Genomic DNA, 23,071 nt, shown 5'->3' with positions numbered 1-23,071 from the left:
GCTATAACTTGTGCAAACAAGTAAATTAGTTATTAGCTGGAAACGAAGGTTTTGGATTGTGAAGCGACCTTTGGCTTTGAATACCTTGCGAGTGGTTTTCCACGAGCATCATTCAAAACAAGATGAGCGAACAAGCCAAACACCGGAGTGATGGTTAAGCTAATAAGAGCACACGGAGGATGCCTAGGCGCCAGGAGCCGACGAAGGACGTGGCGAACAACGAAACTGCCTCGGGGAGCTGTAAGCAAGCTTTGATCCGGGGGTGTCCGAATGGGGAAACCCAGCTGTGGTAATTCGCAGTTACTCATACCTGAATACATAGGGTATGTAGAGGCAGACCAGGGGAACTGAAACATCTAAGTACCCTGAGGAAGAGAAAACAATAGTGATTCCGTCAGTAGCGGCGAGCGAACGCGGAACAGCCTAAACCAAGGGGCTTGCCCCTTGGGGTTGTGGGACGTCTCACATGGAGTTACAAAGGAATACAGTAGATGAAGAGGTCTGGAAAGGCCCGCGATAGAGGTAAAAGCCCTGTAATCTAAACTGTGTTCTCTCCGAGACGGATCCCGAGTAGTGCGGGGCACGTGAAACCCCGTATGAATCCAGCAGGACCATCTGCTAAGGCTAAATACTACCTGGCGACCGATAGTGAAACAGTACCGTGAGGGAAAGGTGAAAAGCACCCCGGAAGGGGAGTGAAATAGAACCTGAAACCGTGTGCTTACAAAAAGTCAGAGCCCTATCTATGGGTGATGGCGTGCCTTTTGTAGAATGAACCGGCGAGTTACGTTTAACATGCAAGGTTAAGTCGAGAAGACGGAGCCGCAGCGAAAGCGAGTCTGAATAGGGCGATTGAGTATGTGGACGTAGACCCGAAACCGTGTGATCTACCCCTGTCCAGGGTGAAGGTGCGGTAACACGCACTGGAGGCCCGAACCCACGCATGTTGAAAAATGCGGGGATGAGGTGGGGGTAGCGGAGAAATTCCAATCGAACTCGGAGATAGCTGGTTCTCCCCGAAATAGCTTTAGGGCTAGCCTCGGTATTAGAGTAGTGGAGGTAGAGCACTGATTGGTTGCGGGGCCCGCAAGGGTTACCAAGATCAGTCAAACTCCGAATGCCATATACTTATTGCCGGGAGTCAGACAGTGAGTGCTAAGATCCATTGTCGAAAGGGAAACAGCCCAGACCATCAGCTAAGGTCCCCAAGTGTGTGTTAAGTGGGAAAGGATGTGGAGTTGCACAGACAACCAGGATGTTGGCTTAGAAGCAGCCACCATTGAAAGAGTGCGTAATAGCTCACTGGTCGAGTGACTCTGCGCCGAAAATGTAACGGGGCTAAACACACCACCGAAGCTATGGCTAGATACTTAGTATCTGGGGTAGGGGAGCGTTGTATATACGTTGAAGGTATACCGTGAGGAGTGCTGGAGCGTATACAAGTGAGAATGCCGGTATGAGTAACGAAAAGATCAGTGAGAATCTGATCCGCCGAAAGCCCAAGGTTTCCTGAGGAAGGCTCGTCCGCTCAGGGTAAGTCGGGACCTAAGGCGAGGCCGAAAGGCGTAGTCGAAGGACAACAGTTTGAAATTACTGTACCACCGTAATCCGCTATGAGCGATGGGGTGACGCAGGAGGGTAGTGACGCGGACTGATGGAAGTGTCCGTCTAAGCAGTGAGGCTAATGTGTAGGCAAATCCGCACATTGTTAGGCCAGGCTGTGATGGGGAGCGAAAATTGTAGTAGCGAAGGTCATGATCTCACACTGCCAAGAAAAGCCTCTAGCCAGGAGAAGGTGCCCGTACCGCAAACCGACACAGGTAGGCGAGAAGAGAATTCTAAGGCGCGCGGAAGAACTCTCGTTAAGGAACTCGGCAAAATGACCCCGTAACTTCGGGAGAAGGGGTGCCCCGGTAGTGTGAATAGCACGAGGGGGCCGCAGTGAAAAGGCCCAAGCGACTGTTTAGCAAAAACACAGGTCTGTGCGAAGCCGCAAGGCGAAGTATACGGGCTGACGCCTGCCCGGTGCTGGAAGGTTAAGGGGAGCGGTTAGGAGCAATCCGAAGCTGTGAACCGAAGCCCCAGTAAACGGCGGCCGTAACTATAACGGTCCTAAGGTAGCGAAATTCCTTGTCAGGTAAATTCTGACCCGCACGAATGGCGTAACGACTTGGGCGCTGTCTCAACGAGAGATCCGGTGAAATTTTAATACCTGTGAAGATGCAGGTTACCCGCGACAAGACGGAAAGACCCCATGGAGCTTTACTGCAGCTTGATATTGAATTTGGGTACGATCTGTACAGGATAGGTGGGAGCCAGAGAAGCAGGAGCGCAAGCTTCTGCAGAGGCGACGTTGGGATACCACCCTGATCGTATCTAGGTTCTAACCTAGTGCCCTAATCGGGTACGGGGACCGTGTCAGGCGGGCAGTTTGACTGGGGCGGTCGCCTCCTAAAGAGTAACGGAGGCGTTCCAAGGTTCCCTCAGAATGGTTGGAAATCATTCGAAGAGTGCAAAGGCATAAGGGAGCTTGACTGCGAGACCTACAAGTCGAGCAGGGACGAAAGTCGGACTTAGTGATCCGGTGGTACCGCATGGAAGGGCCATCGCTCAACGGATAAAAGCTACCCTGGGGATAACAGGCTTATCTCCCCCAAGAGTCCACATCGACGGGGAGGTTTGGCACCTCGATGTCGGCTCATCGCATCCTGGGGCTGAAGTAGGTCCCAAGGGTTGGGCTGTTCGCCCATTAAAGCGGTACGCGAGCTGGGTTCAGAACGTCGTGAGACAGTTCGGTCCCTATCTGTCGTGGGCGCAGGAAATTTGAGAGGAGCTGTCCTTAGTACGAGAGGACCGGGATGGACGTACCGCTGGTGCATCAGTTGTTCCGCCAGGAGCATGGCTGAGTAGCTACGTACGGACGGGATAAGCGCTGAAAGCATCTAAGCGTGAAGCCCCCCTCAAGATGAGATTTCCCAATTAGTAAGACCCCTTGAAGACGACGAGGTAGATAGGTTGGAGGTGGAAGTGCAGCAATGCATGGAGCTGACCAATACTAATCGGTCGAGGGCTTATCCAAATATCTAAACGCAGATTTGTTTCGGATTCAGTTTTCAGGCGATTAAGCCTGCCGTTTGGTGGCGATAGCGGAGGGGTTCCACGCGTACCCATCCCGAACACGACCGTTAAGACCTCCAGCGCCGATGGTACTTGGACCGAAGGGTCCTGGGAGAGTAGGACGTTGCCAAGCACATGAGACCACTGTTGAAATCAACGGTGGTTTTTTGTTATGCAAAATCTAATAATAATAAAATTCGAGTATCTGTTTGTTTCTACATGAAGCTAACAATTAAGCTCGAGCCTAATAGCTGCTAAAGTACATATACAGTAAAGTAGAGCAGAGCGGGTGAAAACCTATGCGGACTACAGAGCTCTTATTATCACTAAATTGCTTCATAAGTAAGTTATACGGACATAGATTCCGCTATTTGCTAATAGTGGGCTATTTATAGCTGAATTCTTGTAAATAGGGTCTTCTGAGTCCACATAAGTACGATATTCAGGTATTTGGAGTAAATAGGGTCTTCTGAGTCCGCTTAAGTACGATGGTCAGGTATTTGGAGTAATAGTGTCTGCTAGGTCCGATAAGCCACTTATACATCCTGAGAAGATCTCAACGAATGTTCTATCATCTAGATGGGAGTGGAACTCCACATGAGTTGCCAGGGCTAATATCATAAATGCTTCACTAGTAATTCCAAATAAAACTATTGCTTTCTAGTGGAGGAATTGATATAATATTATTTGTTGTTCTTATTGGAAATTCATAACAAGACCCGTTGGTCAAGGGGTTAAGACACCTCCCTTTCACGGAGGTAACATGGGTTCGAATCCCATACGGGTCACCAATTAATTTTTAGATTGCTTTAATAAATGAGATATGTTATGATATATAAGTTGTTCCACTTATGGAGGCTTAGCTCAGCTGGGAGAGCATCTGCCTTACAAGCAGAGGGTCGGGGGTTCGAACCCCTCAGCCTCCACCATCAATTTTATATTGCTTATGACGCGGGGTGGAGCAGCCCGGTAGCTCGTCGGGCTCATAACCCGAAGGCCGCAGGTTCAAATCCTGCCCCCGCAACCAATTTGGAACCGTGGTGTAGTTGGCCTAACATGCCTGCCTGTCACGCAGGAGATCGCGGGTTCGAATCCCGTCGGTTCCGCCATTTTGTAAATTAAATGATTGCATGTGAATACATACCGTGTGCGGACGTGGCTCAGCGGTAGAGCATCGCCTTGCCAAGGCGAGGGTCGCGGGTTCGATTCCCGTCGTCCGCTCCATTATATGTGCGCCCTTAGCTCAGCTGGATAGAGCGTTTGACTACGAATCAAAAGGCCGGGAGTTCGAATCTCTCAGGGCGCGCCATTATACTTAAATTAGATGGTTATGATTGTGCCGGCGTGGCGGAATGGCAGACGCGCTCGACTCAAAATCGAGAGGGAAACCGTGGAGGTTCGAGTCCTCTCGCCGGTATAACAAAAGGATTATAAGATTGCTTATCTAAGCGATCTTATAATCCTTTTTTCTTTGCATCTATTATAACTTCTGATCAGAAGTATATGCAGAAGGGACCGTCTCATCCGTTAATTAGGTTGAATGAGGCGATCCCTTTTTATTATATGCCCTATAGTTAATTACTTATTAAGGTTAAGAGCTTATTCGACATATGCAGTCAATTTAGACATATCGCAGATGGTGAGTTCCCGCGTACCGTTGATCTCAATGATGCCTAGTTGCTCAAATTTACTAAATTTTCGACTGATAGTTTCCCGTGTGACACCCACGTAATTTGCCATTTCCTCACGTGAAAGGGGAAGTCTCACATGAATCTGCTCGTTGCCTGGCTTTCCATATTTGTACCCAAGTTCCAAAATCATATAAGCAATTCGGATTTCAGGATCTTTTGTAGCAAGGCTTTGAGCCAAATTTTCAGTGTGAGCTAATCTTTTGGTAATAGTTTTAAGTAGTTTGAGTGAGATATCCGGGTTTTCCTCGATTAGCTGTTCCATATCTGCTTTGGTAAGCAGACATATATCCGTGTTTTTCAGTGCATAGGCACTGAAATTACTCACTTCATCACTGTTAAAGATGTTAAGCTCACCGAAGAAATCGCCCGTCGAGAGTATATGCAGAATTTGTTCCTTTCCCTGCGGCGTAACTTTTAAGAGTTTAACTTGTCCTTGTTTAATGATATACAACGTATCTGAAGGCTGCTCCTCTAAGATTAAAGCTTGTCCCTTACTGTACTTTTTGTGTTTGATCATGGCGCTGACCTTTGCAAGGTCCTCATCAGATAACGAAGTAAAGATTGGAACTTTGCGTGTACAGGGCTCCTTAGAGAATTGGCAGGAATGTTCTGTCATACAATCACCTCTCTCACGGTTGCATGATGGTCCCGCGATTATTTATCGATTTGCTAAACCGTTACTATTCGATTTATCTAGTTATTACTTATCTTCAATAGGCGCAAAGTGACTGGTATCTTCTCCGCAGACCGGACAAATCCAATCCTCTGGGAGATCCTCAAAGGCTGTACCTGGACAAACATCTTCATCAGGATCACCAATAGCCGGGTCGTAGATATAGCCACAGGGCTCACATATATATTTTTTCATAATCTGATCTCCTTGTCAGTAGATTTATAGTGTTATTTCTGTGATCGTTTCATGACCTCGCCAATAATTTCCTTAATTGTGCTGTGAGCAAGATCAATACCATCAAGTGTTATTCTCTGCTCAATCGCTGTCTTATAAGAGAGGGAAGCAGCAGCACCTTCAAATGAAATGACTCCTACAATGGAATCATCTTTTATAAAAATACGAGTGTAAAGCTCTCCAACTAAATGGGTCAAGCTATTATCACATTGCTCCTCATCAACCATACCAATGGAAAATAGGGGTGTCTCAAAGGCGTTGAATAAAGTAACGGGTACAGACCTCTGGTAAGCAACCGGGGTACCTGTCATATTGGTACCGGCTATTTTCCCTTGTTCGATTGCTCCTCCCCACAGGCCTTCCACTTTGCCGAGATACTCGGCTGCGTCACCTGCAGCATACACATGGGCCGTACTAGTCTCCATGTTCTCATTCACAAGGATGCCTGACTGTACATGAATACTCGCCTTACGGGCAAGGTCTGTATTCGGTATGATTCCGATCGAGTATACGACATGCTCACAAGGTAGTATAGTGCTGTCTTCAAGCTCAACTCCCTGCACGCTGTCTGTTCCCCTGATACATTTAACTCCCTGGCCGAGTCTTACGTCAGCTCCTAGACCGATAATTCTTTGTGTCAGAAGTGTTGAGGCTTGTTCATCCAGTTGTCTGCTCATAAGACGCGGGGCAGCTTCTACAATGGTTACGTGATAGCCTGCTTCTATAAAGGACCATGCGGTCTCCACACCCTGAACGCCTCCGCCAATAATACAGATGCGGTTACCACTTTGCAGTTCTGACTTAAGCTTGTCAGCATCCGTCATATCGCGAATGTTATGGACATTGCGCAAGGATGCTCCATCCATGTTCAATTTCCGGTTTGCGGCCCCTGTACACAGAAGGAGCTTATAATAGGGAACGTTCTGCCCATCCCCGGTAGTTGCAACTCTTTTATCTGGATCAATATCAGTGATGGATGTACCGCTTTGGACTTTGATCCGATTTTCCAGATACCACTTTTCTTTCTTAATTAACACTTTATCGCTGTGCAGGTCCGTGAATAATCCCTTGGAGAGTTTAATCCGGTTATAAGGCAGGTTGGATTCTTCTCCATAAATGGAGATGGATGCTTCCCCGTCATGATCTCTGATTGCTTTGGCTGCATGTACAGCGGCTACTCCGCTACCAACAATAACGTAATGTTTCTCTTCCATCTGGTTTCCTCCGTTGATTCTATGGTTAGTTTAGATCGCGCTAAGAAGCAGGTCCGAGACGAACTCGGCGGCGTTTTTGATTTTGGAGATTTTTTCTTTCTCTTTAGGGGAGAAACGGATACGGATCGGGAATTCAACATGGGTCATTCCGGTTGTTTTGATAACGTGTGAAGTGCTTTGTACGGCCATGTTCGTTCCGTTTAAGTAATCCTGCACTACTTCAATAGCTTCTCCACTCCAACCATAGGAACCGAATGCTGCGGCTAACTTACCTTCCAAATTCAAATCCTTAAGTTTAAGCAAAATACTTTCCAAATTCCCGGTCATATCCGCATACTTGGTTGAACTTCCGATAAAGACAGCGTCAGCCGCTGCAATACTTTTTAGAATATCGGCTTCATCGGATTTGTCTGCGTCCCACAGTTCGACCTCAATATTGTTTTCCAAGAAAGAATCCTGCAGGATGTGGGCCATTTTTTTAGTGCTATTCTTAATAGTTGTATAGACAATAGAGACTTTCTTGCCTACTGTCGTCTCGGAGCTAAGTTCTGCATATAAGTTAATGAATTTAGGAATGTCTTGTCGGATCGCAAATCCGTGTGAAGGGGCAATCATGTCAATCTCCAAATCCTTGATCGCTTCCATCAATGTCCGTACATACCTTCTGTGCGGGTGGATAATGGCCTGATAATAGCCTTTGAAATCCTCGGTAATATCAAACCCAGCCTCATCGGCAAAAAGCTTCTCCACGGCAATATGCGTGCTGAAAATATCGCAGGGAAATAATATTTTATCCTCTATACAGTAGGTAATCATCGTCTCTTCTGTATGAAGGTAGGGAGTCTCTTTGAACAGGAGGGTTTTCCCGCCGATATCCAGCTGGTCTCCGTCTTTAACCACGAGATAGTTGCGATGCTGCAGCTTATACATCTGCTGAATTTCGGGTACGGCGATCTCCGTGCAGACGATGGTAGCGTTAGTAGCTTTACCAGCGAGTGCCGCCAATCCGCCCGAGTGGTCAGGTTCTGTATGATTGATTACAATGTACTGAATATCGAGGGGATCTATTAACTCAGACAGTTGTTCTGCGAATTCTCTTCCGAATTCCATATCTACTGTATCTATGACGGTCGGCTTGCCGGTTTTGAGCAAATACGAGTTGTAAGTGGTACCTTTTGTTAAGAGCAGGCGGTGAAAGGGAACCTCGCGTTCATCGATTTTACCCACCCAATAAATATCTTTTGCTAGTTTAAATCCTGGTTTCATTCCAATAACCTCCTGTGCTTTATGTGTATTTATGTGTATCAGCAATTTGATTCTATCTCGTTCCCTTTCTAAAAAAGAGGATTGAAATCAAATTTTGAAATAATAATAAAAAATGCAATTATCCTAACAACAAAAAAGCCCCCCAGAGTGTGGGGAGCTTGGTATATCTATATATTTTCGCTAGGAATTCAATTAGTACAGGTTCGGAATGTCAACATTTTGATCTACATCTGCCTCATAATCTATACCTTCGGTTCGAAAACCGAACAGATTATAAAAGTCTTGCTGGTAACCTGTAAGATCCGCTAGATCATTAACATTGTCTGTATCCAGATCGAGCCAACGTTTCATTACCTCTGCCTGAACATCTTCGCGCATTTCCCAGTCATCAATCCGAATAAGGCCTTTCTCATCCACTTCAACGGTACCTTCCCCATATAAACGTTCGGAGAATAGACGATACATTTGTTCGATGCAGTTCTCATGCAGTTCTTTTTCCTTCATTACTTTGTAAAGTGCGGAAATATACAGCGGAACGACAGGAATAGCCGAACTCGATTGAGTTACCAATGCTTTATTGACCGAAACAAAGGCACGTCCGCCTTGTGATTGAAGAAGATCATTCAATTGTATAGCCGTATTTTCAAGATCATTTTTGGCTTTGCCGATAGTTCCTTCGCGATAAACGGGTTGTGTAACCTCAGGCCCAACATAAGAGTAAGCGACAGTTGTAGCTCCTTTGGCAATGACGCCCGCCTCAGACAGCTGCTCTATCCACATTCTCCAATCTTCGCCCCCCATGACTGCGGTGGTTTGACGGATTTCTTCATCAGTAGCGGGTTCGATACTGGTAAACGATACTTCTCCGCTGTGGAAGTTCAAGGTTTTATTCGTATAAGTAGGTCCAATAGGCTTAATAACAGAAGAAAAAATTTCTCCTGTAACCGGGTGTGTCCGGCGTGGGGAAGCAAGGCTGTATACTACTAAATCAACTTGGCCGAATTCTGCCTTAATGAGTTCTATGGTTTTGGCTTTAATGCTGTCCGAGAAGGCATCTCCGACAATACTGAAGGATTTAAGCCCGTTTTGTTTAGCTTTTGCTTCAAATGCCGCGGTATTGTACCAGCCTGCAGTTGCGGTACGCGCACCTTCTGCTGCTCTGTCAAAGAAAACTCCCAGGGTGTTGGCACCTGCACCAAAGGCGGCAGCAATACGTGAAGCAAGTCCGTACCCGGTTGAAGCACCGATGACTAGTACATTAGTGGGGCCGTTAAACTTTTTTTGAGCATTTATGTAATCAATTTGTTTCTCGATTTGCTTTGCGCATCCCTCCGGATGAGCTGTTGTGCATATAAAGCTGCGTGTTTTTGGATGAATAATCATCAATGAAGTTCCCCTTTTTCTTATATTTAGGCAGTAGAAGAAACTATTAATAGGATTGCTGGTAGTCATACCGAATATTTCCGTACCTACATCAAGCTAAATTATACACGAAACATGAATTGAAGTGAATGAGCAGGATCGTAAGAAACTCAAGAAACTCAAAAATTTAATAAAATTCAAAGTCATTTGAATTATTCCTCTATAAGCGCATAAATGCTCCCTTCATAGGTCACAATAGGAAAAAAGTAGAATGAAGGGATTAACGTGAACGCTTTTCGCTTAAAAAAACAACTTTGGCGGCGATGGAGACGTTGGAAAAAGGCGCTTTGGGTTGGAACGGCATGTGCGGCTTTGACAATATTGGCATGGGGCGGGATGCGGGTCCCGCAGGAAATCAGTGGTCTGTTGACCCATTCATCACTACAAGTGAATTCTGGGGATGAGCCGGCGGCAGCTGTATGGAAAGCACAAGAGGACATCCAGGAAGATAAATCAGTTACTTTACAGAATGAACAACTTCTGAAGATCATCGCCCAAAGCGGGATTAGCAGAACGGTTCACCTGAAAATAAACTACGTAAGCGGTGAGGAAATTCAGACGTTACCCGGAGTGAAAGATCCTGTTCAGCTTAAGGCTCTAATCACAGAGCACCAAGCATGGAAGGGTTGGCTAAGCACTGAAGGCGACTTATGGCTTGAAAAGAAAGTGGAAGATCTATCACCGTCCTGCAAAAAAGATTCCTACATTGGTGTGGATGAACACGGTAATCTAACCTTATTCAAGGGGCATCCGGTGAAGGAGGAGGTTCTAAAGACCTTTTTTCAGATGGATATGGGCTCCATGAAGTCCTCGTTACCGGAGAATATTTGGAAGCAGCTTCAGGAGGGGATTCGGGTTCAGGATATCGAAGAGTACAATAGTGTGCTGTCTACTTTTAGCGACTATGCAAGGGATAGTGCGGAACAAGTTATGCAAAGTAAGGATTAGACTTAAATATAGATATAAATTAAAGGTTTCTGATGCAAGCATCGGAAGCCTTATTTCTGTGTCTTTAAGAGTCGTTTCATTATTATTTGCAATTGCAAATTTTTTTCTCCCGGAAGGGCTATTTTTGCTATAATGGTTAGAAGGAATACATATGTTCGCTTTAATAGAGGAGAGATAGAATTGCGCATTCTTGGAATTGACCCGGGGCTGGCGATTGTGGGGTTCGGATTCGTGGACAAGGAGGCCAATAAACTGAAGCCAGTTCAATACGGCTGTATTCAGACAGAGGCTCACACACCGGAGGAAGAACGACTGCTTCATGTCTATGAAGGCATGGTTCAGCTGATTGATAAATATAAACCGGATACGGTAGCGATTGAAAAGCTGTTCTTCAGTCGAAATGTTTCGACCGCATTACCCGTTGCACAAGCTCGTGGCGTGATCATTCTGGCTGCTGTACAGCGCGGACTGCCCGTAGCGGAATATACTCCTATGCAGGTCAAGCAAGCCGTTGTCGGCTACGGCAAAGCAGAGAAACATCAGGTGCAGGAAATGATTAAGATGCTGCTGAAATTATCAGTAGTTCCGAAACCGGACGATGTAGCAGATGCTTTAGCAGTAGCGGTATGTCATGCCCATTCCTATAGTCTTAATTCCAAATTAAATGAGGTATTGCGAAAATGATAGATTTCTTAAGAGGTCCCGTTGTTCATTTAGAGTCGGAATATGTGGTATTGGATGTTCAGGGCGTAGGATACCGGGTATTTTGCCCGAATCCGTATGCTTTTGCCAAGGTCGATGGACCTGTAACGATCTTTATCCATTACCAGACACGTGAAGATGCCACGCTTCTATTTGGGTTTCCTACCCGGGAGGAGCAAAGATTGTTCCGCAAGCTGATAGAGGTGTCGGGGATCGGCCCACGCGTGGCTTTGGGGATATTGACGGGGGGAACTCCGGATCAACTGATATCTGCTATTTATCAAGAGAACATAACTTTCCTGATTAAGCTGCCGGGGATCGGCAAGAAAACGGCACAGCGGATGATTCTGGATTTGAAGGACAAGCTGGAGGGTCTGGGGAACATCCCTATACAGACAGGTCTGTTTGCTGTGAATCAGGACACGGAAGACGGTGTTCTGCCTTGGCAGGAGGCCAGAGACGGGTTGAAGGCGCTCGGTTATACAGAAAGTGAGCTGGATCGTGCATGGCTCTCCTTGAAGCAAGAGGGAGCAGAGTCGGAAACGGTTGACGTGCTGATGAAAAGAGCGCTTAAGCTTCTGTATGTAGCTAGATAGGACTACAGACATGCTGAAGAATGGGAGCGATGAAAGATGGATGACCGGATCATATCCGCAAATTTAATGATGGAAGAGCAGGCGGTTGAGTTTAGCTTGCGTCCTCGTTATCTGGGTGAGTATATCGGACAGAACCAGGTCAAAGAAAACCTGAAAATATATATAGAAGCTGCAAAAATGAGAAGTGAAGCTTTGGATCATGTACTTCTCTATGGACCTCCGGGCCTTGGGAAAACGACTTTGGCTAATATTATCGCCAATGAACTGGGTGTCAGCCTGCGCACAACATCGGGTCCTGCTATAGAACGCCCAGGTGACTTGGCTGCACTTCTGACCAATCTGCAAGAGGGCGATGTGTTATTCATCGATGAGATCCATCGTCTGCACCGAACTGTGGAAGAGGTACTGTATCCGGCTATGGAGGATTTTGCACTTGATATCATGATTGGTAAGGGACCAAGCGCCCGCTCCATGCGCCTGGATTTACCGCCCTTTACCCTAATCGGTGCAACAACCCGTGCAGGAATGTTGTCAGCACCGCTACGCGACCGTTTCGGGGTTGTAAGTCGTCTAGAGTTGTATTCAATAGATGAATTAAGTTATATCGTCTCGCGCAATGCCGATCTATTGGGCATTGAGATTCTTGGTGATGCCGCCGACGAGGTGGCCTTACGCTCAAGGGGAACTCCGCGGATAGCGAATCGTTTGCTGAAGAGGGTCCGGGACTTTGCACAGGTCCGGGGCGATGGAATCATTACACCTGAGATTGCCAGTGAGGCCTTAAAGTTGCTTCAAGTCGATCCTCTTGGACTCGACAGCATTGACCACAAGATGCTGCGCTCTATGATTACAGGCTTTCGTGGAGGCCCTGTAGGGCTTGATACAATAGCCGCCACTATAGGCGAAGAGAGCCAAACGATTGAAGATGTATATGAGCCTTATTTATTACAGATTGGGTTCATGCAAAGAACACCGCGCGGAAGAATTGTTACACCAGCAGCCTATCAACACTTGGGCCTATCGCTCCCTCCGGAGCAGACCTGAGAATCAACTACATTTATGGAGGAGGATGCAGGATGAATCATTCAAAGCGGGGATGGAGAACTTTGCTATCTCCAACCTGCAAAGGATTATTAGCAGCAACACTGGTTATGGGAAGCTTGATGCTCCCTGTTGGTTATAGTCATGCCGATTCTAATCTTACGATACGTGTCGCCCTTTTTGCTGACATTGGAAGCAAATATAAATCTACCGTTCCGGTAATTTCCTTACAATCCAATCAGCCGTGGAGTGTGCTCTCCAAAGAGGGCTCCCCGTTGGTCACCATGCCGGTTAAGAGCATAGCTCGCTTCAGTTATGACAGCTTCCGGGTAAAGGTGCTTGAAACTCCCCTATGGAGGGAAGCGGCTGATGCGGCCAAAAAACTTCAAGCAACCTCTGACAAGCCGTTGTTATTCGCTGCATCCAAAAATGGCGGCAACCTGTACCAGTTATACACAGGGATGTATGCCAGCGAAAACGCAGCAAAGGATGCGGCAACCCGGGTAGGGAAGTCAGGAATAACTATTCCTGCAGGTCAAATCCCTACGGTAAAAGGAAGTAAGCATCTTAGTGCAGGTATCTATACAACCCAGCAAGAGGCAGATACTGTAGTGGGCAGTATTGCAGCGGTGGGCTTTGATGCCTGGACTGTTATTGTACCGACTGTCGATGGTGTGAAATATGAAGTTTGGATCGGGGAAGCCGCAAATGACAGTGAACTGTCAGCCCTACAGGCTCTAGTATCTCAATCCTTGCCACAGCTTACTTTGACACCCAGCGCAGTGGCTTCAAGCGGGTTAATTCTACGAACGGATGCCGGTCAGGATTGGACAAATGAGGGACAAACTTCCCATTATATGATAACTGGTAACGGAACTAAATTCACTGCAGTTGGCAATGACGCCGGGATTCAGCTTACGGAAAGGTCGAAACGAACGTACCGGGGGAATTTTGAACTTAGCGGATTAAACGGTTCATTGGCTGTTATCAATGAAGTTCCTTTGGAGAAGTATTTGTATGCGGTTGTCGGCGGAGAGGTATCATCCGGTTGGGCGGTTGAGGCGCTTAAAGCTCAGGCTGTAGCTGCTCGCAGCTATGCGCGATCTCAAGGAAACCGGTTCGATGTAGCGAACGTGGTCGACACAACCTTAAGTCAGGTATATAACGGCATAGGTGCCGAGGCTCCAGTAATTACCAAAGCGGTTGATGCCACTGCCGGTGAAGTGTTAATGAGCGGGGGCAAGATTGTGGAGGCGGTATTCTCCTCTAATAGCGGAGGATATACGGCTGACCCTTCAGAAGTGTGGGGGAATGGCGGGGTTATGTTCGGAAGTGTGGCAAGCCCTACAGATATTTCAGCGACTGCCACCTCGAAGAATTGGTATAATGTAATGCTGCCTAACGGCACCGTTGGATATGCGCGTGAAGATAACGTTAAATTAACAGGGGCTAGAACCTCAGCAGGACTAGAAATACTCACAGCCTCAACCCAAGGTGTGAACATACGCCCTCTTCCTATCATCCAGAGTGAAGTAAGTCCTGTTGGTAAGCTAAACCCGGGAGAGAATGCAGTTGTACTAAATAAGGTGATTGAGTCTGGCAGCTACAGCTGGATTAAAGGGCCTTATACTTCAGCAGAGCTGCTGAAGAGTCTGCAAGGTGTAACGAGCAGTTCGTTACCTTCTTCTATAATCAGCTTACAGGTAACTCAACGGGGACCTTCGGGAAGAGCTGTTCAAGTTAAAGCTAATGGAGAAATTCTGAAGATGAAATACCCAGATTTATTCCGATCGAGTCTTAATGGATTGCCGAGTACATTGTTTGATATTGTACCCTCCTCCAGTTATACTGTATTAGGCGCTGACGGTGCTACTGGAACAGTTACCAGTTCTCAGAGTGCAGGTGTGCTATCTGCATCAGGTAAGGTAACAGTTAACGGTAGCGGAACCGTAATTATGGGTGGCGATTCTACAGCCAGAGTCATCAACAGCAACCCCGGATTCCTGTTTATCGGCCGTGGTTATGGACATGGGCTGGGTATGTCCCAATGGGGCGTAAAGGGTATGGCAGACAGCGGGTATGATTACAAACAAATATTGCAACACTATTATCGCAACGTAACTATAGTTAAGGAATGAAGAATGATAATGAATGTAGACGCCTATGATTTTTATTTGCCGGAGGAACTGATCGCTCAGACTCCGCTTCCCGACCGGAGTTCTTCCAGGCTACTGACGGTGAACCGGCAGAACGGTGATATGTCTCACCGGCATTTCACGGATATTGTTGATGAATTACAAGCCGGAGATACTCTCGTACTGAATGATACGAGAGTCATTCCTGCGCGCCTATTCGGAATTAAAGAGGACACAGGAGCGAAGGCTGAGGTTTTGCTCTTGAAAGATCTTGGCGATGATCGCTGGGAAGCTCTTGTGAAGCCAGGTAAGAAGCTGAAGACGGGTGCGGTTATCGTTTTTGGTGAAGAGCTTCGTGCAGTAGTTGAAGAAGAAGAAGATATGGGTGGACGGACTTTACGCTTTATATATAAGGGTATTTTCCAGGAAATATTGGACAGGCTGGGAACTATGCCGCTTCCCCCGTATATTAAGGAAACTTTGGATGATCGTGAACGTTATCAGACGGTGTATGCCCGGCATGAAGGCTCGGCAGCAGCTCCTACAGCAGGGCTTCATTTTACCAAAGAACTTATGGAACAGCTCACTGCAAAAGGTGTAAATATCACCTACATCACCCTCCATGTTGGACTGGGTACCTTTCGTCCAATGTCGGTAGAACGGGTGGAAGAACATGTGATGCATGCGGAATATTTCAGCTTTTCCCAAGAAACAGCCGATATATTAAATGCTGCTATGAATCGAGGCAGCCGGATTATCGCTGTCGGGACGACTTCTTGCCGCACCTTGGAGACGGTCGGTAACTTATGCGAAGGCGGCCCTCTGAAAGAATGCAATGGCTGGACAGATATTTTTATTTATCCAGGATATTCATTTAAAGTTGTTAATGCTCTGATCACTAACTTTCACTTGCCCAAATCCACACTGGTTATGCTGGTCAGTGCTTTAGCTGGCCGCGATCATATTCTTGACGCCTATAAAGAAGCAATAGCGGAGAAATACCGCTTCTTCAGCTTTGGCGATGCAATGTTCATTTATTAAGTAAGAGGATGGTATAAACTTATGGCAGCAATTACTTATGAGCACATCAAAACGTGCAACCAATCCGGAGCAAGACTCGGTAGAGTCCACACTCCTCATGGTGTCATCGACACACCTACCTTTATGCCTGTAGGTACACTTGCTACAGTGAAAACAATGAGTCCTGAAGAACTGAAGGAAATGGATGCCCATATTATTTTGAGCAATACATACCATCTGTTTCTGCGTCCGGGACATGATATTATTCGTGATGCCGGCGGGCTTCATAAATTTATGAATTGGGATCGTCCCATTTTGACAGACAGCGGCGGTTTTCAAGTATTCTCGTTAAGCGATATGCGCAAAATTACAGAGGAAGGTGTACACTTCCGTTCCCATCTCAACGGTGATAAGAAGTTCCTCTCACCAGAAGTAGCGATGGAAATTCAGAATGCGCTTGGTTCTGACATTATGATGGCCTTTGACGAGTGTCCTCCTTTCCCTGCGGAATATGATTACATTAAAAAGTCTTTAGAGCGGACCTCGCGCTGGGCAGAACGTTGCCTGAAGAGTCATGCCCGTCCTGAAGATCAGGGGCTGTTCGCCATTGTACAGGGAGGCATGCATGAGGATTTACGCCGCCAGAGTGCGGCTGATTTGACTTCCATGGATTTCCCGGGGTATGCTATTGGTGGGCTCAGCGTCGGAGAGTCCAAGCAGCTAATGTATGAAGTGCTGGATTATACGGTTCCACTGTTGCCTCAGAATAAACCACGCTATTTAATGGGTGTGGGTTCACCTGATGCGCTGCTTGAAGGTTCGATTCGGGGAGTAGATATGTTTGATTGTGTACTGCCTACCCGTATTGCCCGAAACGGAACGACTATGACCAGTCAGGGAAGACTCGTTGTACGCAACGCTCAGTACGCCCGTGATTTCGGGCCGCTAGATCCGGAGTGTAACTGTTATACTTGCCGGAATTATTCCCGCGCTTATTTGCGCCATTTAATCAAAGCCGACGAAACATTCGGACTACGATTGACGACATACCATAACTTGCACTTCCTGTTGGAGCTTATGCGTAAAGTGCGTGAAGCCATCATGGAAGATCGGCTGCTTGATTTTCGCGATGAGTTTTTTGCAAAATACGGCTTATACGATAATCTTAAAGGCTTCTAAGTATTGAATCGTGTTTTATTGTGTTTTATTGCTATTGAGAGGGGGGAGAAATATGTTTCAATATGCAGCAGCAGCCCAGTCTGGGAGCAGCATTCTAACGCTTGTAGGTCCATTTGTACTTATGTTTGTGGTTTTCTACTTCTTGCTGATTCGTCCGCAACAGAAGAAAACTAAGGCCCGTAACGGTATGCTTAAAGCTTTGAAGAAGGGTGATAAGGTGGTTACCATTGGCGGCCTTCACGGGAACATCATGGAAATTTCAGATGATATCGTGGTTCTTCGAGTAAATGATGTGACCAAACTAACTTTTGATCGCGGCTCAATTAGTCACTCTATCAACACAGATACAGTAGACAAAGAGTAGTGAACTTTTAAGTTATTATGAAAAAAGAAAAAGCGGCGTCTGTATCTCTTATTTAGAGAGAAGACGCCGCTTTTTCCATAAAGTGTAATATTTATATAGTTGCAAAAATAAGGAAGGTGAATCTAATGATTACCACTTTTAAGATGTCTGTTGCGATATGTACAAGAAATAGGCATGAGGATCTGTGGAAATGCATAGAGTCCATTTCCAAACAAAAGAGTATAAATAATGATCAGATTGAAATCATTATCATAGATGATGGTGAAACGAGTAAGGATTGGCTCCAAAACGCCGGGGATTTATTAATATCCAATAATATGGACCTTAGGTACCTTCCTAAAAAAGAATCGGAATCCGGATTAATTAAATCCAGAATAAAATCTGTTGAATTCAGCAAATATGAAAATCTGCTATTCTTAGATGATGATGTTGAGTTGGAACAGGACTATTTTCTAACTCTTAAGAAGACACTTTCAAATTATCCGGATGCTGTAGGCATAAGCGGTGCAGATCAAGGTTTTGTATGTACACCAAAGGGCAGGCTCTTGATGCTGTTAAGCGGGCGCAGTCATTTCTCCCCGGGTAAGCTTTCCTGGAGCGGGTTCGCATCAGCTATGAATATGTGGAACAAGCACAGTAATGTTTTTAAAACGGAATTTTTACACGGATGCAACATGTGCTATCGCAAAAAGTACCTGTCCGATATCAAGGATGTGGAGTGGCTAAAAGGATATAGTCTGGGTGAGGATTTGTACATTTCATATTTAGCGGGAAATCATGGCAGCATGTATGTTAATCCGGATCTTAAGTTACTGCATCATGGTTCGCCAACTTCTAGGGACAAAGCAGAGTTTGTATCTTATACCAAAATAATCAATCATTTTCACCTGCTCAAAACCAGAAATAAAGTTAATTTATTCAGATACCTGATGCTGCGGTGGACAGCCTGCTTTTTAAGCATAGAGGCCAAACTTAAGCGTAATGACGAAGCGTATTCCGGCTACCGAAAAGGAACAAAGGAGCTTAGAAACCTTTTTGCAGCTAATCGTGTAACCTAACTAGAAAAAGAGCCTAATATTCGGTCCCCATAAATTGTTGAGGTGAATTCCGAATATTAGGCTCTTTCTTTAATCATTCTTGTTTTAGTTGGAGGTTCTACTTCTTACGGCAAGAACGTTTTCCGTGTTTCTTAGAGTCAGTCTGGAGAACTGAATCCCCAGGCTGGAAGATAGAACAGCAAGCAACGTGCCTCCGAACATATCAGTTAACCAATGGATACCCAGATAAAAGATACCAAATACTATCATAAGCGCCGAGATACTTGTAATAACCATCCACCGCCGATTGCCTGACCTAAAGGCCAAAAGGGCCATCGTGACAGATATTGACGTATGTAGACTTGGGAAACAGTTATTAAGTCCGGATAATGGCCTGTATTCCTCTTCAAACTTAGGAAAGATATCCAGCATTACAAATCTAACACCTGCCGGTGCATAAGACCAAACCTCATTTACCGGAAAATAAAGATAAAACGGGATCGCCAGAGCGTAGTTTATAATGATGGCATAACAGGTTGCATACAGCATCAACCGATTCTTGTCTAGCAAATACACTCCAATGGATGCAGCCAATACGGATTGAAGCATGAAGATATAGAAAAAGACAATGATTGGTGTAAGCCAAGGGGTGTAGAAGAGATGTTGAAAACCTTCAACAAAATGTCCTTCCAATCCGAAAATAAATCCTGTGAAGTCAGAAGTGAGATGCATGTTATTCTCAATCTGAAGTTCATATTTATTCAGGGCGAGCACACCGGCCATTGCAACGATCAATAATAGGAATTTATAAGACCGTAACATTTCCTTCCCAATTTCAACTAGTGCTAAAAAAGGGTTGCGTCGCGTGGAGATCCAAATTAACACCACTACAAACAAAGCTGTGTAGAGAGAAACATGATTCATGGATTGGTAAAACAAAGCAATCGAAGCCTCCTTGATTCTGATAAAATAAGATGAAAATAGTTTATCATATTTTAGAGGAGACAGTTTCGATTTTTTAAAATTTTATGATTTTTGTAGGTTTACACCAAACATTCCGCCAATTGCCCCTATGGCTGCTGCTGCCAGTATCCAGAGTAAATCGGAACCGGTCAGCGCACTATCGAGGGCAAGAAATCCGACCATGAGAATAATGATTCCATAGAACCCACCGGTCATACCTCCCTGATACCATCCCTTGCGCCCAGCTCTTTGTCCTGCTGTTAAGCCTCCGAGCAGAACAGCCATGCCATGAACAATGTAGGTGTACATAGAAAGATCTCTCTCCTGAAGCCCACTACCCCATAATAGCAGGGAAAGCACAAAAGCCCCTAACAGCATCCAAAGGAATGATCGGCATATGCCAGATAAGACAGGATTGGTAATTCTCCAAGAGAACAGGCGCCGCATTAGATACATGGTACAACCTCCTTTTTATATACAACAGTTATTATTCATTCTATGGGATGGCTTGCCCCAATAGTACAAGACAGGATCATGTAGTTTTACCAGTAATTAATATGACCTCTTCCGAATGTTCCCTGTGCAGGTCGGTCAGACTAGGGTTACATTATTCTATCCGCTGATGCTTATCAGGGAGGGTTCAGACAGAGGAGGAAGCAATATGTTCATGCATATTAGCACAACTGTACTTGTGACATTGCTGATGTATTTCTTCATTTTCCTAAGCATGCGAATTATGGGAAAGCGTGAAGTAGGGAAGCTGTCTGTCTTTGATCTTTCGATCTCTATAATGATTGCTGAAATTGCCGTGTTTGTTATCGAGGATATTGAACGACCTTTTTATGATGGTGTTGTCCCTATGGCTACATTGGTGTTTATTCAGGTATTTATTGCCCGCCTAAGTCTTAAGAGTAGAAAACTTAGGCTCTTAGTCGATGGTAAACCAAGTGTAATCATCTCGGATGGCAAGCTGCACCGTAAAGAGATGCGTAAGCAAAGATATAATATGGATGACCTGCTGCTGCAACTGCGCGGACACAATATTAACAGCCCGGCAGAAGTAGAGTTTGCCATATTAGAGACAAGTGGACAATTGACCGTTATTGAAAAGTATAAAGATGAATCCACTGATTCGGCAGATCAAAGTGATAACGGAGATCATAATGGATCGGAGAATAACGCCAGTGAAGGTAAGGTCAAACCGCTCCATAAACAAATCCGATACGAGGGTCTACCGGTACCGTTGATTATGGACGGCAAGGTCCAAATAGCCAACCTTGAGAAGCTTGGTAAAGATCGATTCTGGCTAAGAAGCCAAATCCGCGAAAAAGGGGTCAGGGATTTCCGCGATGTGTTCTTGTGCTCTATAGATCATAAAGGTACGGTATACGTTGACCCCATCCATTCTGATTAACTTAGCGTTTACGGTTAAAAGGAGGCAGACGGTTCAGATCACGTAAAGAAATAAGTCCACTTATATAAGCGATCCCCAGATAAATAATAACCCCGATTGAAGCGGCAAATAAAAATTGAATCCAATGAGTATGGGAAATTGGAATAGATGTGTAAACATAGCGCTGTCCTGCTCCCATAATAATCATGGCTACACCTGTTTTAACTATGTCGGATAATCTCAGACTGAAAGAGATCAAAGAAATCACACTGTAACCGTGCAGCAAGGTGACGAGAATACTATTCACAATGATGGCAATTATGGCACCATAAATTCCATATTCCGGCCTTGATGCGAGTACGAGTATGAGAATGATTTTGATTATAGCGCCAACCAAGGTGTTTAACAGTGCCCTTCCCGGACGATTCAGAGCCTGTAGTGCAGCCTGCAACGGAGCTTGAACATACAAAAACAATGCGAACGGTGCCATCATACGGAGCATGGGGGCGGTATCGGCATTACCATATAACAAACTGCAAAGCGGGTCGGCTAAAATATACATCAAAACAGCAAAAGGGGCTCCCGTTACAAGCGCAAGCCTTAGCGCCTGATGCATTCTTTTATGGATAGTCGGCAGGTCATGCTGTGCGGCAGCTTCAGAGAGAGACGGCACAAGTGAGACTGCGAGAGATGAACTTAATACTCCAGGAAGTAGAAGAAGGGGAATAACCATCCCTTGTAGTGATCCATATTGTGCTGTAGCAGCAGCTGTTGCAATGCCGGCAAGTGCAAGACTGCGGGCGGTAATGATGGACTCCAATAAATAGGAGAACGATCCAACCAGTCTTCCAGCTGTTACTGGAACTGAAATGCCTAGCATCCGGTACAGCACAGAACCTGAACCCTTATACTCCAGGGTGTTTTTCTTTGATAACTCCTCCGAGTAGACAGGTTCCTTTTTTTTATCTCGCTTTATTATAGAAAAGTATTGCCATAACAGCACAAGCATCCCGGCAATCTCGCCCACGGTTACACCGAGCATTGCCCCAGCCGCCGCAAAGGCTATCCCCTTAGGAAGCAGCAGCCATGAGAACCAAAGCATGAAAAATATGCGGATGACCGTCTCCAGCACAGAAGAGAGGGCAGAAGGAATCATGTTCTGTCTGCCTTGGAAATAACCGCGGTAAACCGCGGAGACAGCGACAATACTAATCATCGGGGTCATGCCGATAAATGTATAATAAACACGGCTGTCCGTTAAGATGGCGGTGGAAACCCACGAAGCCCCGAGCAATGCGAGGGCAGTAAAGACCACCCCAAGTCCAAGGCTTAGGGCAAGACCTGTCCTTAAGATCTGACGCGAACGATCCGGACGATGCTCTCCCTCTGCCTCTGCCACCATTTTTGCAATAGCTAGCGGTATTCCTCCGGTAATTAACGTAATCAGTACGATAAAGAAGGGATACCCGAGTTGATAGAGGCCAACACCCTCGGCTCCAATAATACGCGGGAGAGCTATCCGAGGAATAAATCCCAGCAATCGGTTCAAAATCCCGGCAGCAAGCAGGATTAATGTTCCCTGGATAAAGCTCTGTTTGTTCAGAAAGTTCTGTTTCCTCAAAGGGCACTCCTTCTTCCAAAATGGAATGGACGAAATTCAACTTGTCTTTAATATGGATATGCAAGTCCTGTCCCATATAATGCCTTCCCTTTGTCTAACAACATTTTGGTATCATAAGAAGGAATGAAGGATAGATAAGTCGAACTACTAACAGTGCTCATACGCATACGAGGGATTTGGAGGTGTCATCACGTGGAATCGGAGCAATGGAATCATGACGAAATTAGCGAGGAAATCGAGGCCATGTGCCGCAGCAAAGCGGAGGAATTCCGGCTCCTCGGCTACGAGTATGTTACAGGTAAGGATATCTGGAATTGTATTAGCCGCCATTATGTCAAAGAGGGAACGCCCCCTTTACACAAATTGGTGAATGATATTTATTCATTGAAGGTCAATAGTTATATGAATTACTTAACAATTGCTGCTTATCGGGGAATAAACTTATAAAAGGAATG

The 23,071-nt window shown here is 45.6% G+C and carries 19 protein-coding genes, 7 tRNA genes and 2 rRNA genes; 20 read left to right on the top strand and 8 right to left on the bottom strand.

All coding sequences use genetic code 11. From position 1 onward, the window contains the following. Positions 1-152: 152 nt before the first annotated feature. The 9 genes from PWYN_RS26575 (at position 153) to PWYN_RS26535 (ending at position 4,534) form a co-directional block, all read left to right on the top strand. Positions 153-3,079: ribosomal RNA gene (locus PWYN_RS26575) — 23S ribosomal RNA — on the top strand. Positions 3,080-3,133: 54 nt separating this feature from the next. Continuing rightward, positions 3,134-3,250 (top strand): 5S ribosomal RNA (gene rrf, locus PWYN_RS26570). Positions 3,251-3,833: 583 nt separating this feature from the next. Beyond that, positions 3,834-3,908: transfer RNA gene (locus tag PWYN_RS26565), tRNA-Glu, on the top strand. A 62-nt stretch (positions 3,909-3,970) separates the two neighbouring features. Beyond that, positions 3,971-4,046, top strand: a tRNA-Val gene (locus PWYN_RS26560). Between the two features lie 21 nt (positions 4,047-4,067). Beyond that, a tRNA-Met gene (locus tag PWYN_RS26555) sits at positions 4,068-4,144 on the top strand. 4 nt (positions 4,145-4,148) lie between these two features. Continuing rightward, positions 4,149-4,226: transfer RNA gene (locus tag PWYN_RS26550), tRNA-Asp, on the top strand. A 40-nt stretch (positions 4,227-4,266) separates the two neighbouring features. Next, positions 4,267-4,341, top strand: a tRNA-Gly gene (locus PWYN_RS26545). 8 nt (positions 4,342-4,349) lie between these two features. After that, positions 4,350-4,426 (top strand) — tRNA-Arg (locus PWYN_RS26540). A 29-nt stretch (positions 4,427-4,455) separates the two neighbouring features. Next, positions 4,456-4,534: transfer RNA gene (locus tag PWYN_RS26535), tRNA-Leu, on the top strand. A gap of 182 nt (positions 4,535-4,716) precedes the next feature. Here the strand turns inward: PWYN_RS26535 and PWYN_RS26530 are convergent. From PWYN_RS26530 to fabV, 5 genes are all read right to left on the bottom strand, one after another. Beyond that, a complete protein-coding gene (locus PWYN_RS26530) occupies positions 4,717-5,424 on the bottom strand; it encodes a Crp/Fnr family transcriptional regulator (RefSeq protein ID WP_036658249.1) in 708 nt (235 codons plus the stop codon). An 84-nt stretch (positions 5,425-5,508) separates the two neighbouring features. After that, positions 5,509-5,676 carry a rubredoxin gene (gene rd / locus PWYN_RS26525; RefSeq protein WP_036658246.1) on the bottom strand — a complete coding sequence of 56 codons (168 nt, stop codon included), beginning with the start codon at positions 5,674-5,676 and terminating at the stop codon, positions 5,509-5,511. 32 nt (positions 5,677-5,708) lie between these two features. Continuing rightward, positions 5,709-6,929, bottom strand: coding sequence for an NAD(P)/FAD-dependent oxidoreductase (locus tag PWYN_RS26520; protein ID WP_036658243.1), 1,221 nt, complete (start codon positions 6,927-6,929; stop codon positions 5,709-5,711). A gap of 30 nt (positions 6,930-6,959) precedes the next feature. Then, a complete protein-coding gene (locus PWYN_RS26515) occupies positions 6,960-8,195 on the bottom strand; it encodes an FprA family A-type flavoprotein (RefSeq protein WP_036658240.1) in 1,236 nt (411 codons plus the stop codon). Positions 8,196-8,387: 192 nt separating this feature from the next. Continuing rightward, the gene (gene fabV, locus PWYN_RS26510; RefSeq protein WP_036658238.1) at positions 8,388-9,578 is read right to left on the bottom strand and encodes an enoyl-ACP reductase FabV; all 1,191 of its coding nucleotides are present in this window, start codon (positions 9,576-9,578) and stop codon (positions 8,388-8,390) included. A 264-nt stretch (positions 9,579-9,842) separates the two neighbouring features. On the opposite strand from fabV, the gene PWYN_RS26505 reads away from it, so the two are divergent. The 9 genes from PWYN_RS26505 (at position 9,843) to PWYN_RS26465 (ending at position 18,660) form a co-directional block, all read left to right on the top strand. Further along, entirely contained in the window at positions 9,843-10,565 is a 723-nt protein-coding gene (locus PWYN_RS26505; RefSeq protein ID WP_036658237.1) for a BofC C-terminal domain-containing protein, read from the top strand. Positions 10,566-10,745: 180 nt separating this feature from the next. Further along, positions 10,746-11,249, top strand: a complete 504-nt coding sequence (ruvC, locus tag PWYN_RS26500; RefSeq protein ID WP_036658235.1) for a crossover junction endodeoxyribonuclease RuvC — start codon at positions 10,746-10,748, stop codon at positions 11,247-11,249. Next, positions 11,246-11,863 (top strand): Holliday junction branch migration protein RuvA, encoded by a 618-nt coding sequence (gene ruvA / locus PWYN_RS26495; RefSeq protein ID WP_036658233.1) that lies wholly within the window; start codon positions 11,246-11,248, stop codon positions 11,861-11,863. Before ruvC ends, ruvA begins: the two co-directional genes overlap by 4 nt. A 36-nt stretch (positions 11,864-11,899) precedes the next feature. Further along, positions 11,900-12,907, top strand: a complete 1,008-nt coding sequence (gene ruvB, locus PWYN_RS26490; protein WP_036658231.1) for a Holliday junction branch migration DNA helicase RuvB — start codon at positions 11,900-11,902, stop codon at positions 12,905-12,907. Between the two features lie 32 nt (positions 12,908-12,939). Next, the gene (locus PWYN_RS26485; protein WP_036658229.1) at positions 12,940-15,042 is read left to right on the top strand and encodes a SpoIID/LytB domain-containing protein; all 2,103 of its coding nucleotides are present in this window, start codon (positions 12,940-12,942) and stop codon (positions 15,040-15,042) included. Positions 15,043-15,051: 9 nt separating this feature from the next. Further along, entirely contained in the window at positions 15,052-16,080 is a 1,029-nt protein-coding gene (queA, locus tag PWYN_RS26480) for a tRNA preQ1(34) S-adenosylmethionine ribosyltransferase-isomerase QueA (protein WP_036658226.1), read from the top strand. Between the two features lie 21 nt (positions 16,081-16,101). Beyond that, positions 16,102-17,238 (top strand): tRNA guanosine(34) transglycosylase Tgt, encoded by a 1,137-nt coding sequence (gene tgt / locus PWYN_RS26475; RefSeq protein WP_036658224.1) that lies wholly within the window; start codon positions 16,102-16,104, stop codon positions 17,236-17,238. Positions 17,239-17,290: 52 nt separating this feature from the next. Beyond that, the gene (yajC, locus tag PWYN_RS26470; RefSeq protein ID WP_036658221.1) at positions 17,291-17,602 is read left to right on the top strand and encodes a preprotein translocase subunit YajC; all 312 of its coding nucleotides are present in this window, start codon (positions 17,291-17,293) and stop codon (positions 17,600-17,602) included. 125 nt (positions 17,603-17,727) lie between these two features. After that, positions 17,728-18,660 carry a glycosyltransferase family 2 protein gene (locus tag PWYN_RS26465; protein WP_052088428.1) on the top strand — a complete coding sequence of 311 codons (933 nt, stop codon included), beginning with the start codon at positions 17,728-17,730 and terminating at the stop codon, positions 18,658-18,660. 84 nt (positions 18,661-18,744) lie between these two features. On the opposite strand, the gene PWYN_RS26460 is transcribed toward PWYN_RS26465, so the two are convergent. Together PWYN_RS26460 and PWYN_RS26455 are read right to left on the bottom strand one after the other, a co-directional pair. Continuing rightward, positions 18,745-19,578 (bottom strand): phosphatase PAP2 family protein, encoded by an 834-nt coding sequence (locus tag PWYN_RS26460; RefSeq protein WP_240479838.1) that lies wholly within the window; start codon positions 19,576-19,578, stop codon positions 18,745-18,747. An 87-nt stretch (positions 19,579-19,665) separates the two neighbouring features. Continuing rightward, positions 19,666-20,058: a TIGR04086 family membrane protein gene (locus PWYN_RS26455; RefSeq protein WP_036658218.1), complete on the bottom strand. Its 393-nt coding sequence runs from the start codon at positions 20,056-20,058 to the stop codon at positions 19,666-19,668. A gap of 205 nt (positions 20,059-20,263) precedes the next feature. Between PWYN_RS26455 and PWYN_RS26450 the strand changes: the two genes are divergently transcribed. After that, positions 20,264-21,016 (top strand): YetF domain-containing protein, encoded by a 753-nt coding sequence (locus PWYN_RS26450; RefSeq protein WP_036658215.1) that lies wholly within the window; start codon positions 20,264-20,266, stop codon positions 21,014-21,016. 1 nt (position 21,017) lies between these two features. Here PWYN_RS26450 and spoVB read toward each other — a convergent pair whose 3' ends face one another. Continuing rightward, positions 21,018-22,598 (bottom strand): stage V sporulation protein B, encoded by a 1,581-nt coding sequence (spoVB, locus tag PWYN_RS26445; protein ID WP_036659214.1) that lies wholly within the window; start codon positions 22,596-22,598, stop codon positions 21,018-21,020. Positions 22,599-22,808: 210 nt separating this feature from the next. Here spoVB and PWYN_RS26440 point away from each other — a divergent pair, with 210 nt between their 5' ends. Next, a complete protein-coding gene (locus PWYN_RS26440; protein WP_036658212.1) occupies positions 22,809-23,063 on the top strand; it encodes a post-transcriptional regulator in 255 nt (84 codons plus the stop codon). Positions 23,064-23,071 lie beyond the last annotated feature (8 nt).

Origin of the sequence: Paenibacillus wynnii (assembly GCF_000757885.1) — a bacterium.
Taxonomy (GTDB): domain Bacteria; phylum Bacillota; class Bacilli; order Paenibacillales; family Paenibacillaceae; genus Paenibacillus_AQ; species Paenibacillus_AQ wynnii.
The sequence above is the reverse complement of the archived record's forward strand: the minus strand, read 5'-3'. Positions and strand labels throughout refer to the sequence as shown.

What these genes read in the sequence shown, in the direction of transcription:
- PWYN_RS26530 (WP_036658249.1), bottom strand. Translation starts at nt 5,424, where the DNA reads ATGACAGAACATTCCTGCCAATTCTCTAAGGAGCCCTGTACACGCAAA.
- rd (WP_036658246.1), bottom strand. Translation starts at nt 5,676, where the DNA reads ATGAAAAAATATATATGTGAGCCCTGTGGCTATATCTACGACCCGGCT.
- PWYN_RS26520 (WP_036658243.1), bottom strand. Translation starts at nt 6,929, where the DNA reads ATGGAAGAGAAACATTACGTTATTGTTGGTAGCGGAGTAGCCGCTGTA.
- PWYN_RS26515 (WP_036658240.1), bottom strand. Translation starts at nt 8,195, where the DNA reads ATGAAACCAGGATTTAAACTAGCAAAAGATATTTATTGGGTGGGTAAA.
- fabV (WP_036658238.1), bottom strand. Translation starts at nt 9,578, where the DNA reads ATGATTATTCATCCAAAAACACGCAGCTTTATATGCACAACAGCTCAT.
- ruvA (WP_036658233.1), top strand. Translation starts at nt 11,246, where the DNA reads ATGATAGATTTCTTAAGAGGTCCCGTTGTTCATTTAGAGTCGGAATAT.
- ruvB (WP_036658231.1), top strand. Translation starts at nt 11,900, where the DNA reads ATGGATGACCGGATCATATCCGCAAATTTAATGATGGAAGAGCAGGCG.
- PWYN_RS26485 (WP_036658229.1), top strand. Translation starts at nt 12,940, where the DNA reads ATGAATCATTCAAAGCGGGGATGGAGAACTTTGCTATCTCCAACCTGC.
- queA (WP_036658226.1), top strand. Translation starts at nt 15,052, where the DNA reads ATGAATGTAGACGCCTATGATTTTTATTTGCCGGAGGAACTGATCGCT.
- tgt (WP_036658224.1), top strand. Translation starts at nt 16,102, where the DNA reads ATGGCAGCAATTACTTATGAGCACATCAAAACGTGCAACCAATCCGGA.
- yajC (WP_036658221.1), top strand. Translation starts at nt 17,291, where the DNA reads ATGTTTCAATATGCAGCAGCAGCCCAGTCTGGGAGCAGCATTCTAACG.
- PWYN_RS26465 (WP_052088428.1), top strand. Translation starts at nt 17,728, where the DNA reads ATGATTACCACTTTTAAGATGTCTGTTGCGATATGTACAAGAAATAGG.
- PWYN_RS26455 (WP_036658218.1), bottom strand. Translation starts at nt 20,058, where the DNA reads ATGTATCTAATGCGGCGCCTGTTCTCTTGGAGAATTACCAATCCTGTC.
- PWYN_RS26450 (WP_036658215.1), top strand. Translation starts at nt 20,264, where the DNA reads ATGTTCATGCATATTAGCACAACTGTACTTGTGACATTGCTGATGTAT.